We start from the raw sequence: 13,967 nt of genomic DNA on the forward strand, positions 1-13,967 counted from the left end.
ATCTGCTATTGATTACGAATGCAATCTAAAAAAGGAGACTGATGATGCGCGTAAGTCGCAGTCAGGCAGAGCAAAACCGGCAAACCGTGATCGATGTGGCAAGTCGCCTTTTTCGCGAGCGCGGCTTTGACGGCATCGGCCTCAAGGATCTGATGAAGGGTGCCGGGCTGACCCAAGGCGCCTTTTACAAGCAGTTCGCATCCAAGGAGGATCTGGCTGCCCAGGCATCGAGCCGGGCGATGGAACACGCGACCCGCAGATGGTCGGCTGCGGTCGCGGCGAAACCCGGGGACCCGCTTGGCGCGGTGATCGACCTTTATCTCAGCACGGGGCATCGCGAAGAAAAGATGGACGGCTGTCCGGTTGTTGCCCTCGGCTCGGATGCTGCCAGGCAGGGCAGCGACGTCAAAGCATCGTTCGAATCCGGAATCAGGGAATACCTCAAGATGTTGGGACCATGGGTCGACGAGGCTGGCGGCGCGCAGCCCGGCCGCAATGCCATGGCCATTCTCTCGACAATGGTCGGTGCGGTCGTCCTCTCGCGCGCGGTCAACGACCCGGACCTCGCCAAGGCCTTTCTCGATGCGGCGACAGATCAAGTGCGCAAAGCAGTCGCGGCTTGAAGGGCATTCACAGCGCGACCGAAACGCCCAAGCCATAGGAGAATGGATGCGACGGATTGTGGTTACGGGCGTAGGAGCGGTCACGCCGCTGGCCGCCAATGTCGAGGCGTCGTGGTCGCGTCTCCTGGCCGGTCGCTCCGGGCTCCGGAAGCTTCCGGACGATATGGTGGGCGACCTGCCGGCGAAGGTCGGCGGCGTGGTCCCCAGCGTGGAAGAAGACCCCGAGTCCGGGTTCGATCCCGATATGATCTTGGCTCCGAAGGACCAGCGCCGGGTAGACCGCTTCATTCTTTTCGCGCTGGCGGCTGCGGATGAGGCGCTTGCCCAGGCGAGATGGGCACCCGTGTCGCAGACAGATCGCCTGCGCACGGCCACGATCATCGCTTCAGGGGTCGGCGGCTTCCCGGCGATAACCGAAGCCGTGCGAACGGTTGATCAGCGCGGTGTTCGCCGTCTTTCACCCTTCACGGTACCATCCTTCCTGGTAAACCTCGCGGCGGGCCACATCTCGATCCGCCATGGCTTCAAAGGCCCGCTCGGCGCGCCGGTCACGGCGTGCGCGGCCGGCATCCAGGCGATCGGCGATGCGGCTCGCCTCATCCGCGCCAATGAAGCCGATATCGCCGTATGCGGCGGAACCGAGGCATGCATGAATGTCGTCAGCCTCGGTGGTTTTGCAGCGGCACGCTCTCTTTCAACCTCCTTCAATCACCGTCCTGGTCAAGCCTCGCGCCCTTTCGACACGTCACGCGACGGCTTCGTCATGGGCGAAGGAGCCGGCGTGCTGGTCATCGAGGCGTTGAGCCACGCGTTGGCGCGCGGCGCAAAGCCATTGGCTGAGCTCGTCGGCTACGGCACGACGGCGGATGCCCACCATGTCACCTCCGGGCCTGAAGACGGCGACGGCGCGCGCCGGGCCATGGAGATCGCGATTGCGCAAGCGGGGATTTCGCCACGCGAGGTTCGGCATCTTAATGCCCATGCGACTTCTACGTCGATCGGCGACCTGGGTGAGATCGAAGCGATCAAGAGCGTCTTCGGGCACGATTTCGCGATAGCTGTCAGCGCAACGAAATCCGCGACCGGACACCTGCTGGGCGCGGCCGGCGGGCTTGGTGCCACCTTCACGATCCTGGCGCTCAGGGATCAGGTGGCACCACCGACACTCAATCTAAGCGCTCCCGATCCGGCCGCCGACGGTATCGACTTCGTCGCAAACGAGCCCCGGCCAATGGAGATGGAATACGCGATCTCCAATGGCTTCGGCTTTGGCGGAGTGAATGCCAGCGCCTTGTTCAGGCGCTGGACCGTCCCGGCGGCCCGACGCGAGCGCCAGGGGCGCTCATAACTGACGCCCTCCGCTCCCCCTTCCAAGCTTCTCCAACTCCGGTCCAACACAAAGAAAGACATAATTTCCATGAACAAGACCAATCCTGGCGTCGCCCTTGTGACAGGGGCATCTTCCGGCATCGGCCGCGCTACCGCCAATGCCTTGCTAAGCGCGGGCTATCGCGTATTCGGTACCAGTCGTCGCGGAGCCGCCGAAAGCTCTGGTGGCATTACCATGCTGGCTTGTGACGTGACCGACGATGAGTCCGTCGTGAAGATGGTCGAGAAGGTACTGGCCGAGGCCGGGCGCATCGACCTGCTTGTCAACAATGCCGGCATGGGTCTGTTTGGCGGCGCGGAGGAGTCCTCAATCGCACAGGCTCAGGCGCTGTTCGACGTGAACGTCTTCGGCGTTTTCCGCGTGACCAACGCGGTGTTGCCGACAATGCGACGCCAAGGGAAGGGCAGAATCGTTAATTTGAGCTCGGTACAGGGGTTTATCCCCGCCCCCTATTTCGCGCTTTACTCGTCGACCAAACATGCCATCGAGGGTTATTCCGAATCGCTCGATCACGAATTGCGCCCGTTCGGCATTCGCGTGTCGTTGGTGGAGCCCGCCTATACCCGTACGTCATTCGAGGACAATCTCGCCGCCCCCGATCAGTTGCTTGATATCTATGACTCCGCGCGCGCTGGCATGACCACATCCGTTCGGAAATCGATGGAAAAAGGTGATGCGCCCGAAGTGGTAGCCGAGACCGTTTTGGCCGCTGCGATCGATCCCACTCCGAAGAAACGCTATGCGGCGGGAAAAATGGCGCGCCAGGTCAGTTTCCTGCGCCGTTTCGTCCCCGCGTCCGCATTCGACAAGAGCCTGCGAAAGCAACTCGGGCTGCCGGCCTGACGTCGGCCCTCATCAGGGAATTCATGGCGGCCGGCGGTAAGCTGAGCCACGACGAAATCGTGGCTCGCAACCGGGCGGTGACTGCGGAGTGAGCGAAACCTAAGATTGGCGTGTCGATCCAGGCACCCTGGTCGTTCGCATCTCCCCCAACCCGCGGAGCTGCCTGCGGCTGGTTCGGGCGTTGGCGGTGAAGATCCGCGAGAACTGGCTCGAGGCGACCCGCTATCTCAAGCAATGGGATAGAGCCTTTTCCAACTCCTGGAGCGGGGAACTTGCTTCTTCCCGTGAAATACCGGAAGAAGGATGGATCGACTGGCGATTGATTCGGAGCTTGTGCATGCGCGGGGTGCAAGTGGCTTTGGCTGCACTGATCCTGACCAGTTCCATTACTTCCGCCCTCGCCGACAACAGTTCTCCCTTCATCTATCTTGCAACCGAAGATCCTTTCGCTGCCGGTCAACCGGCGAAGAACGACGTCTATTTTTTTGGCGGCGTTTTTGCGGCCGGGTCCTTCGGGGATACCATCAACGTCTTCGGCGCCGACTATACGAACAACTACATAATCGGAGCTGCTTACGGCCGCGACTTTGCCGATATTGGCGCTGGTTTCGTTCTTGGCGGTGTGGCCGGGGCCGCCGCAAGGTTTGGCGAGGACGACGACACATCAGGAGAAGTTTGGGCCGGGGTTAGGGTTCGTCACCAGGGCCTTGTCATTGGCGATCTGGCAATTGCGCCCGCACTGACGGCCGGTCTGAGTGCCGTTACGGGCACCACCGGGATCGAACGCGAACGCGAAATCTATTACGACGGCGACGCATCTTTCCTTGGTTTCATCGGCGCGGAGCTTTCCTTCAGGCTAAGACAAGCTCCCAACGTCGAGCTTGTCTATCAACTCCACCACAGATCCGGCGCCGGTGGCACGTTTGGAAATATGGGAGAGGGTTCCAACGCGAATACCGTTGGAGTCCGTTATCGCTTCTAGCTGACGCCTGAACGCTCCGACAGCAAGCCTGGAAGCTGACAGCTTGAATTTTGTGATGTAAAATCAATTGCTTAAGCGAGAAGCCGATGGTACCGTTGGCTGGGATCGAACCAGCGACCTCCGGATCCACAATCCGGCGCTCTAACCATCTGAGCTACAACGGCACGTTTGCCTGAGTGGGATCGAAGCAGAAACTCATCCCACTCGACCGCTCTGTCGTTCGGCGATGCGTCCTTACGGGCTTATGGATTCTAATTCAAGGCTTTTGGAAAGCAAAGATCACTTCCCCACTTCGGCACGACATTTGCCTGGCAAAAAGGGGCACAAGGCAAGAACAGGGCGCCAGACAAAGAAAAAGGCCGGCGGGAGGAGGTGCCGGCCTTTTCCTGTTACGAGCCAGCGGGAGGAGGTGCTGGCTGGTCACCCCGGGAGGCAGAGGGAGGAGGTTCCACCCGCCGGGCATTCCTTGATGGTCACCATCATACGGCTGATCTATCTTAAGAAAATGCGACCTTTTGTTGCATCTTCAGATCATGCGTAAATGTTAGGCGACCTTGATTTCCTTCATCGCCTTCTCGAAGGCGGTCTTGATCGGCTTGGAGACGTCCTCGGCCGCCTTGGAGGCGACAGCCTGGAAGTCCTTGGCCTGCTCGACGGTCGTTTCGACGCGCTTGCGCAGGAACGCGGTCTGCAGTTCGACGACTTCCGACAGCGACTTGGCACCGATCAGCGCTTCGAGGTGCGAGAAGCCGGCTTCGGCATTGGCACGCAGAGCGGGAATGGTCTTGAGCGAAAGGTCGCTGGAAACGGTCTTGGCGGTCTCGAAGGTCGACTCCAGAGCCTTCTGGGTCTCCTCGGCGCCGGTCTTCAGCTTGGCATAGGCTTCCTTCGACTGCTCAACGCCCTTTTCGGCGAAGGCGCGCATCTGGTCGGTGGCCTTGGAAGCGTCGAAGCTCGGGAATTCAACGTTTTCGATCGTCTCGGCGGTTTTGGTCCTGGACATTTTCCATCCTTTTCAGCGGCAGCGGCTTTGACAGAAAGCCGTCTCGTTCATGTATGATGGCAATATAAAGGCAAATTTTGTGCATTGCAATATCTTTGTTGCAGTGCACCATAAATTCTTTTGGGCCATTAACCAAGAGCCCAAATTCCAGCCTTTGCACGTTCTGGCTTGTGGACCTTCGCGCCTCCGGCTTTTATTAACAAAGCGTTAACTGCAAATTCGCCGCTCCGTTAGGGTTCGCCAAGCGCATGCCGTCCGAATATTCCTTCCTCGACGTCGCCGTGCTCGACGCGGTCCGCCAGCGCTTTGCCTCCGGCGACGCGATCGCGATCCTGTCGGCGGACCTGGAGCAGGTGATCTGGGCCAATGGGCCGGGAGCCGCGATGTTCGGCTATCCCGACATCGAGGCCATCATCGGCGCCTCGACGCAGCTGCCCTTGATCGCCAGGCGACAGATCATGGCGACCAGCGGATTTCCCGAGATCGGCAGCGACCGCGCCATCATGGTGCGGCTGGCGACCGGCATGACCAGCCGCGCCGTCGGCTTCCTGGCCAGTGCCGTGACCATGCCGGACGCCGAAAAGGCGATCATGCTGGCGGTGCCGGCGGCGCAGACGGGTTCGCGCAGTGCCGGCGAAATCGCCGCTCGCGCCATCAGCGGCCTTACCGAGGATGGCCATTTCATCGCCTTTGTCGATGCCGCGGGCAACATCGAGGCCGCCTCGGAGGGGTTTTCGGCGCTGGGTATCCTGCCGGAGACGCTGGCCGCGCTCGTCGCCGATGTCGCGGCCGAGAGCGACCGCATCGTCAAGCGCCTCGTCCCCGGTGGCACCGCCTCCTATCCGGCGGGGCTGGCAAGACTGACCGAAGAGCGGCATCTGCTGGTGGTGATCGACGAGGACCAGCTCGACGACACGACCGCTGGCGGCGAACACCCGGCGCAAACCATTGCCGGGGCTGCGCCGGCCGGCGACGTCGCCGCATCGCAGCCGCATGAGATCGCCGACGCGACGGCGCAGCCGCCCACGGCAGCCAACAGCGATCAACCGGCAGCCGCGCGCACGCCGGCGCAGCACGACCATTGGTACTTCAATGCCGGCGAGGACGAAGGGCAACGGGCGCCGCGACCAGCCGCGCCCGAAGCTGAAGCACCGGCTGAACCGGCCGCCCTGGAAATTCCTGCCCAAGACACGAAACGGGACGATGTCCAGGCCACCTCCGCGCCCGCGACGGTCTCGGCGACAGATCGCATGGCGGCGCCGGTACGCTTCGTCTGGCGCACCGATGCCGAGGGCAAGTTCAGCGCGCTGTCGCCTGAATTCGCCGACATAGTCGGCAAGCCGGCGGCCGACGTGATCGGCCGGCGCTTCAAGGATGTCGCGGCCACCTTCGGTCTCGACCCCTCCGGCGAAATATCAGGCCTGCTCGAACGGCGCGACACCTGGTCCGGGCGCTCCGTGCTCTGGCCGGTCGTCGGCACCGGTCTGAAGATACCTGTCGACCTGGCGGCGCTGCCTGTCTATGGCCGCAGCCGCGCCTTCGAAGGTTTCCGCGGCTTCGGCGTCGCGCGCGCCAGTGATGCGGTCGTCGATCCGGAAGCCATCGGCATGGCGCTGGTGCCCAACGGCAAGGCGCCAGCGACGCCGGAACCGCAAGCCGTCGAAGTCGAGCCCGAACAGCCAAAGGCCGAGGATGCTCAGGCATCGGATCCGTTCAAGGGCGAGGTGCCGGCGCTGACTATCGTGCCGAAACCGGAACGGCGCTTTGCCGACAAGGTGATCAGGCTGGCCGAACATCGGCAGCCAGCCAACGACAAGGGTCTGTCGAGTCTGGAACGCAGCGCGTTCCGCGAGATCGGCGAGCGGCTGAAGAAAGACAGCTCCCCGGTCGAGCCGCCAGAGGCCGAGAAGCCCAGCCTTGAAAGCTTCGAGGAAGCGACGACCGAAACATCTGCTGAACCTTTGGGAAAAGCTGACGTGCCTAAAGCGGAGGCCGAAGCCCCGGTCGAGGCGGCTGGCGAGGTTGCGTCGACGCCCGATGCTGTCCAGCAGGAAGACTCCACGCATGCCGGCGAAATCCCCGCGGCAGAGCCAGAGAACGAAACAGCGCCAGCCGAGCTGTCCGAAACCGATGTCGATGCCGAGGACGAGCGGGATCTGGCGCGGCTTGATGGCGGCCATCCGAACGAAGCGGTTCATGAAGACCCCTCCGAGTCGAATGCGGCGGCGGGCTCATTGCTCGACTATGCCGACCATGATGACGACAGCATGACGTCGGCGGACTTTCGCGATGCCGAGGATAGTGAAGATTGGGCGCAGCCCGACGAGGAAGCCTCGGCGCCTGCCGAGCAGGCGGTTGCGTCGGCCGAGGAACCCGCCAGTCCAAGCGACGCCGTTGCGGCACGCGTCGAGCGCCCTCGCCTGCAGGTGCCGCCGCTCAAGGCCGAAGGGTTCGTACCGTCGGCGTTTTCGGCCGGAGATGAGCACAAGGCTCCGGACACTTCGCTTCTCGGCAAGCTGCCCGTGCCGCTGCTTATCCATTCCGGCGACCAGTTGCACTATGCAAACGAGGAATTCCTCAATCTGACCGGCTATGAGGCGCTCGACGACCTGGCGGATGCCGGCGGCCTCGGCGCGCTGTTTGCCGATCCCTACGCCCACGACGGCGCTTCCGACGGCGCCGATCGCGCGCTTCGGTTGAAGACGCGTGACGGGCAGGAATTCCCGATCGAGGCTATTTTGCGCTCAGTCCCCTGGCGCGACGGCAAGGCGCTGATGCTGGTCGTTCGCCGCTCCGGCGAGGATGACGCACCGGTGAATGCGGTTGGCGACGAGCAGACGCAGCCCGACATTCCCGAGCTAAAGGCGCGAATCGCCGAGATGCGCACCATCATCGACACCGCCACCGACGGCGTCGTGCTGATCGGCCGTGACGGCACCATCCGCTCGATCAGCCGTCCGGCCGAAGCGCTGTTCGGTTTCGACAGCGACGACGTGACCGGCAAGCCGTTCGCCTCGCTGTTTGCGATCGAAAGCCAGCGCGCCGCCCGCGACTATCTCAACGGACTGTCCGAGCCCGGCGTGGCGAGCGTGATGAATGACGGGCGTGAGGTGATCGGGCGCGAGGCGCAGGGGCGCTTCATCCCGCTGTTCATGACCATTGGCCGATTGCCCAACGACAGTGGCTTCTGCGCTGTCGTGCGCGACATCACGCAGTGGAAGCGGGCCGAAGAGGACTTGACGCAAGCGCGTGCGGTGGCCGAGCGCGCGTCCTCGCAGAAGACCGATTTCCTCGCCCGTATCAGCCATGAGATACGCACGCCGCTCAATGCCATCATCGGCTTTTCCGAACTGATGGTCGACGAGAAGTTCGGACCTGTCGCCAATGACCGTTACCGTGACTATCTGCGCGACATCAACCGGTCGGGCAATCATGTGCTCGACCTCGTCAACGACCTGCTCGACATATCGAAGATCGAAGCCGGCCAGCAGGAGATGGCCTACGAGGCGGTGTCGCTCAACGACACGCTGGCCGAGACAGTGGCGATGATGCAGCCGCAAGCCAACCGCGAGCGCGTCATCATCCGCTCCAGCTTCGCTTCGCGGTTGCCGGAAGTGGTGGCCGACCTGCGCAGCGTGCGCCAGATCGCCCTCAACATCCTGTCGAACGCCATCCGCTACACCCAGGCCGGCGGCCAGGTGATCGTCTCGACCGCCTATGAGACATCGGGCGACGTCGTCATGCGGGTGCGCGACACCGGCATCGGCATGAGCCAGGCCGAGATCGAGCAGGCGCTGAAGCCGTTCAAGCAGATCAATGCGCTGAAGCGCGGACGCGGCGACGGCACCGGGCTTGGATTGCCGTTGACCAAGGCGATGGTGGAAGCCAACCGCGCCCGGTTCATCATCAACTCGACACCGGGTGAAGGCACGCTGGTCGAGGTCGCTTTTCCCTCGACCCGTGTACTTGCGGAATAGGCCAGCGCCCCTCCACAGCTCGATCTCGTACCGGCAAAAGAAAAGGCGCCCAAAGGACGCCTTAAGAGATAGGATTGCTGTCACAACGGGGGCTTGAGCGAATTCGGATCCTCCGGAGGCCGAGGAACGGGATTTCTCCCTCAAGTTGAATGCGACTATCGACGCCGGACCTTAACAACTCCTTACCGGCCCGGCGGAAAATTTACGGATGTGTACCACTCATGAAATCTAGGTAAATTCTACCGACATATTTCGGTAACCATGCCGGAGATCGCGATCAGTCCGCCAGTTGCGGCAGGTTCTTGAACAGCTCCAGCGCCTCTGGGTTGGCGAGCGCCTCCTTGTTCTTGATGGCGCGGCCATGCACCACGTCGCGCACAGCAAGCTCGGTGATCTTGCCCGACTTGGTGCGCGGGATGTCGGTGACGGCGACGATCCTGGCCGGCACGTGACGCGGGCTTGCCCCGCCGCGGATTTTTGCCCGTATGCGTTTTTCAAGTTCCTCGTCGAGCTGCACGCCGGCGGCCAGGCGCACGAAAAGGACGACGCGCACGTCGTTGTCGAAGTCCTGGCCGATGCACAGCGCCTCCAGGATCTCCGGCATCTGCTCGACCTGGTTGTAGATCTCCGCCGTGCCGATCCTCACGCCGCCCGGGTTGAGCGTGGCGTCGGAACGGCCATGGATGATCAGGCCGCCATGCTCGGTCCATTCGGCGAAATCGCCATGACACCAGACATTGTCGAAGCGCTCGAAATAGGCCGCCCGGTACTTCTTGCCCTCGGGATCGTTCCAGAAGCCGATCGGCATCGCCGGAAACGCCTTGGTGCAGACCAGCTCGCCCTTTTCCTGCCGGACCGGCCTGCCGTCGTCGTCCCAGACATCGACGGCAAGGCCGAGGCCGGGACCCTGGATCTCGCCGGTCCAGACCGGCTGCGTCGGCACACCGAGCACGAAGCAGGAGACGATGTCGGTGCCGCCGGAGACCGAGGCCAGATGGACGTCTTTCTTGATGCCGTCATAGACGAAGCGGAAATCCTCCGGCGACAGCGGCGAGCCGGTGGAGGAAATCGCCCGCACGCTCGACAGATCATGGCTGCGGATCGGCTTCAGGCCGGCCTTGCGCACGGAATCGATGAACTTGGCCGAGGTGCCGAAGAAGGTCATCTTCTCGGCATCGGCAAAGTCGAACAGCACATTGCCGTCAGGGTAGAAGGGCGAGCCGTCATAGAGCAGCAGCGTGGCACCCGAAGCGAGCCCCGACACGAGCCAGTTCCACATCATCCAGCCGCAGGTGGTGAAGTAGAAGAAGCGGTCGCCCTCGATCAGCCCTGCATGCAGCCGGTGTTCCTTGACATGCTGGATCAGCGTGCCGCCGACCGAATGGACGATGCATTTGGGAATGCCGGTCGTTCCCGACGAGAACAGAATGTAGAGCGGATGCGCGAAAGGCAGCGGCTCGAAGGCAACGGGCTTGCCGGCGAAGGGCGACAGCGCCTCTTCCAGCGCCACCGCCTTGTCTATGGTGCCAGCGACATCGCTCGAAGTGCCTAGATAGTCGACGACCAGGATCTTGCGGACAGTGCCGAGCTTGGCCGCGACCGCGGCGATCTTGTCGGCGACCTCGATCGCCTTGCCGTTGTACCAATAGCCATCGGGCGCGATGAAGACGACAGGCTCGATCTGGCCGAAGCGGTCGAGCACGCCCTGCTCGCCGAAATCGGGAGAGCAGGACGACCAGACCGCGCCGATCGAGGCGGCTGCGAGCATGGCGGCGACGGTCTCCGGCATGTTGGGCATCATCGCGGCAATGCGATCGCCCTTCTTCACCTTGAGCGACAGGAAAAGCTGCTGCAGCCGCGAGGTCAGCGCATGCAACTCGTTCCAGGACAGACGGCGCTCGACCTTGTCCTCGCCGCGAAACACGATCGCCTCACTGGCGCCGGTCTTCTTCAGGAGATTCTCGGCGAAATTCAGTGTGGCCTCGGGGAAGAACGATGCGCCGGGCATCCTGTCGCCGTCGACCAACACAGGCTCTCCCTTGTCGCCGACGATGCCGCAGAAATCCCAAACCAGGCTCCAGAACCCTTCGCGATCCTCGATCGACCAGCCGTGAAGCTGCGAATATGAAGAAAACGCCACGCCGGCTTTTCCAGCGGCGGCCTTCGTGAAAGCGGTCAAGGGTGCTGCATCAATCTGGTCTTGCGTCGGGATCCAGAGCGGTACTTCGGCAGCCATGATCGTTCCTCCGCGGTCGCCATCGCTTATGCATATCGCAGCGCAGCAGAGCAAGATTTTGTTCGGCCGATGCAGCCAGATGTGCGCAAATGCCATCGCCGGGCCATAAAGACTTGAAATGCGTCAGCCCTAAGTCGTAGTGACGACTGGAAGTCGTGGTGACGACTGGGTTACACCATCGGGCGATTTTGTCGGAATGGAAGCATACGGGGCGATATGCCATCATCTTTGATCCGGCGCGGAATATGGGCGATCGGCGCTGCCGTGATCGTCATCGCGCTGGTGGTTGCTACCTTGCCGCTGATCGCCTCCACCCGTATCGTGCGCGACCGCATCGCTTGGGAAATGAGCGCGTGGAGCGGCTTCCGGGTCGCCATCGAGGGCTCGCCCCGCATCGAGGTCTGGCCGACATTCCGGGCAATCCTGACCGATGTGACGCTGTCGCAATGGACCGACACCGAGGCGCCGCCGGTCGTCGAGGCCGAACGGGTCGAGGTCGACCTTTCCGCCATGGCGGCCTTGCGCGGCGACGTGGTGTTTTCGACGGCGCGGCTGGTGCGGCCGACGATCCGGGTTGAGCGCACACCAACCGGCCTTTTCCTGCCCGCCGTCCCGACCGGCGGGCGCATCACGCGTTCCATCGACGCGGCGCGCGGCGTCGTCAATGCCGACCCCGCCACGCCGGATCTCGACAAGCTGCCGACCGATACTTTCGGCACGGTGGAGTTTCGCGATGGCCGCATGGTTGCTTCGGTCAATGGCAGGGACGTCGAGATTCTGAGCAGCCTGAGCGGCCAGGCGACCTGGGCGGCGATGAACAGCAATGCGACGCTGTCGGCGACGGGGATCTGGCGCGGCGAAAGCGTGGCCGTGGACGCCGCCTCGGAGAAGCCGCTGGTGCTGTTTGCCGGCGGCATGGCGCCGCTCACTCTGTCTTTCAAGGCCGCGCCCGCCACCTTCTCTTTCGACGGCACGGCCAGCATGTCCGAAAACAGCTATTTCGACGGTCAGGCGAAGTTTTCGGCGCCCTCGCTGCGCCGCGTGCTGGAATGGTTGCAGTCCGGCATCGCGCCGGGCGCCGCGATCGGCTCGGTCAGCATTTCGAGCAAGGTCACGGCGACGACGGCCGGGCGCGTCAAATTCGACAACACCGCCATCGCGCTGGACAACAATCCGGGAATGGGAGCGTTGGACCTGTCGCTTGGCGAAGCACAGCCGGTGATCTCCGGCACACTCGCCTTCGACACGCTCGATCTCAGATCGTTCCTGTCGGCCTTCACGCCGCTGGCGCCGACCGGAGGGGCCGGGCCCAGCGAAATCGACACAAGTTTCGCCGACAAGATCAACCTCGATCTCAGGCTGTCCGCGGCACACGCCACGGCGGGGCCTATCCAGCTCGCCGACGTCGCCGCCACCGCACAGGTCAAGGATGGTCTGTCCGTCTTCGATATCTCCGATGCCTCGGCCTTCGGCGGCAACATCCAGACGAGCCTTCGCTTCGACCGCAAGCCGGAAGGCTCGCAGGTCGAAATCCGGCTGCTGGCCTCCGACATCGACGGCGGCGCTTTCGCCACCGCGGCGGGGATGACGCGTCTGGTGCCGGTCGGCACGGGGACCGTTTCGGTCATCCTCAAGGGGCCTGGCAGAACCTGGAACTCCATTTTCGACAATGCCGACGGCTCGGTTTCGGCGACCTTCGGACCAGGTGCGTTGAGCAAGCTCAACCTGCCGGCGTTCCTCAAGCATACCGAACAAGGCGGCTTTTTCGCGCTCGACGACGTCTCCGACGGCACGCTGCCGATAGACGGTGCCGAGATCAAGGCCAGCATTTCGAAGGGCGTGGCACGGATCGACAAGGCCGAAGCCAATTCGGCGAAATACAAGATCTGGCTGTCCGGGATCGCGTCCTACGCCGGACGCGGGCTGGCCTTGTCCGGCGGTGTCATTCAGCCGGACCAGGCGGCAACGCAGACCAACGGCCAGCAAGGCCCCAACCAGGCATCGTTCTTCGTCGGCGGGACCTGGAGCACGCCGTTCATTTCACCGATCAGCCGCGGCGTTTCGGGGGAATAAGGCAGCCGCGCTTTCCGTCTTCACCCGCGCTGTGCGGCCTGCTCGTCGAGCTGGCGCTGCACCTCACGCCGCTTGTTGGCAAGCGAGGCGATGATGACGCCGATCGCCACAACGGCGATCAGGATGGTGCAGGCGGCGTTGATCTCCGGTGTCACGCCAAGGCGAACCTGGCTGTAGATCTTCATCGGCAGCGTCGTGGCGCCCGGCCCAGAGGTGAAGCTGGCGATGACCAGATCGTCGAGCGAAAGCGTAAAAGCCAGCATCCAGCCGGAGACGATTGCCGGCATGATGACCGGCAGCGTGATCTGGAAGAAGGTCTTCACCGGCGTCGCGCCAAGGTCCATCGCCGCTTCTTCCAGCGAGCGATCGAAGGTGATGAGGCGCGACTGCACGACGACGGCGACGAAGCACATGGTCAGCGTGATGTGAGCGAGCGTGACGGTCAGGAAGCCACGGTCGAGACCGACGGCAACGAAGAGCAGCAGCAGCGACAGGCCGGTGATGACTTCCGGCATGACCAGCGGCGCAAAGACCATGCCGGAGAACAGCACCCTGCCCTTGAAGCGGGTGTAACGGGTCAAGGCGAGTGCCGCCAGCGTGCCGAGCACCGTCGCCACAGTGGCCGAGATCAGGCCAACACGCGCCGTCACCCAGGTCGCGTCCATGAGACCCTGGTTGTGGAATAGCGAGACGTACCATTTGGTCGAGAAACCGCCCCAGACAGTGACCAGTTTCGACTCGTTGAAAGAGAAGACGATGAGCAGCACGATCGGCAGATAGAGAAAGGCGAAGCCAAGCACGATCGAGGTGATGTTGAAGCGGCTCCAGGTGGCGTTCATG

At 62.9% G+C, this 13,967-nt stretch carries 9 protein-coding genes and 1 tRNA gene; 6 read left to right on the forward strand and 4 right to left on the reverse strand.

The window, feature by feature from the left end; all coding sequences use genetic code 11:
* Positions 1–44 precede the first annotated feature (44 nt).
* The 4 genes from NKI38_RS01965 (at position 45) to NKI38_RS01980 (ending at position 3,838) form a co-directional block, all read left to right on the forward strand.
* Positions 45–623, forward strand: coding sequence for a TetR/AcrR family transcriptional regulator (locus NKI38_RS01965; RefSeq protein WP_352654556.1), 579 nt, complete (start codon positions 45–47; stop codon positions 621–623).
* Positions 624–669: 46 nt separating this feature from the next.
* Positions 670–1,971: a beta-ketoacyl-ACP synthase II gene (gene fabF / locus NKI38_RS01970; protein WP_352654558.1), complete on the forward strand. Its 1,302-nt coding sequence runs from the start codon at positions 670–672 to the stop codon at positions 1,969–1,971.
* A 69-nt stretch (positions 1,972–2,040) separates the two neighbouring features.
* Positions 2,041–2,856, forward strand: a complete 816-nt coding sequence (locus tag NKI38_RS01975; RefSeq protein ID WP_352654361.1) for an oxidoreductase — start codon at positions 2,041–2,043, stop codon at positions 2,854–2,856.
* Between the two features lie 181 nt (positions 2,857–3,037).
* Positions 3,038–3,838, forward strand: a complete 801-nt coding sequence (locus NKI38_RS01980; RefSeq protein WP_352654363.1) for a hypothetical protein — start codon at positions 3,038–3,040, stop codon at positions 3,836–3,838.
* A gap of 87 nt (positions 3,839–3,925) precedes the next feature.
* On the opposite strand, the gene NKI38_RS01985 is transcribed toward NKI38_RS01980, so the two are convergent.
* A tRNA-His gene (locus tag NKI38_RS01985) sits at positions 3,926–4,002 on the reverse strand.
* 380 nt (positions 4,003–4,382) lie between these two features.
* Entirely contained in the window at positions 4,383–4,841 is a 459-nt protein-coding gene (locus tag NKI38_RS01990; protein ID WP_352654365.1) for a phasin, read from the reverse strand.
* 248 nt (positions 4,842–5,089) lie between these two features.
* Between NKI38_RS01990 and NKI38_RS01995 the strand changes: the two genes are divergently transcribed.
* A complete protein-coding gene (locus tag NKI38_RS01995; RefSeq protein WP_352654367.1) occupies positions 5,090–8,818 on the forward strand; it encodes a PAS domain S-box protein in 3,729 nt (1,242 codons plus the stop codon).
* A gap of 277 nt (positions 8,819–9,095) precedes the next feature.
* Here the strand turns inward: NKI38_RS01995 and NKI38_RS02000 are convergent, their stop codons facing one another.
* Positions 9,096–11,054 carry an acetoacetate--CoA ligase gene (locus NKI38_RS02000; protein ID WP_352654369.1) on the reverse strand — a complete coding sequence of 653 codons (1,959 nt, stop codon included), beginning with the start codon at positions 11,052–11,054 and terminating at the stop codon, positions 9,096–9,098.
* A gap of 216 nt (positions 11,055–11,270) precedes the next feature.
* On the opposite strand from NKI38_RS02000, the gene NKI38_RS02005 reads away from it, so the two are divergent.
* Positions 11,271–13,127, forward strand: a complete 1,857-nt coding sequence (locus tag NKI38_RS02005; protein ID WP_352654370.1) for an AsmA family protein — start codon at positions 11,271–11,273, stop codon at positions 13,125–13,127.
* 20 nt (positions 13,128–13,147) lie between these two features.
* Here NKI38_RS02005 and NKI38_RS02010 read toward each other — a convergent pair whose 3' ends face one another.
* Positions 13,148–13,966, reverse strand: coding sequence for an ABC transporter permease (locus NKI38_RS02010; RefSeq protein WP_352629624.1), 819 nt, complete (start codon positions 13,964–13,966; stop codon positions 13,148–13,150).
* Position 13,967: the final 1 nt, after the last annotated feature.

The organism is Mesorhizobium sp. M0621, assembly GCF_040320745.1.
Classification (GTDB): Bacteria; Pseudomonadota; Alphaproteobacteria; order Rhizobiales; family Rhizobiaceae; genus Mesorhizobium.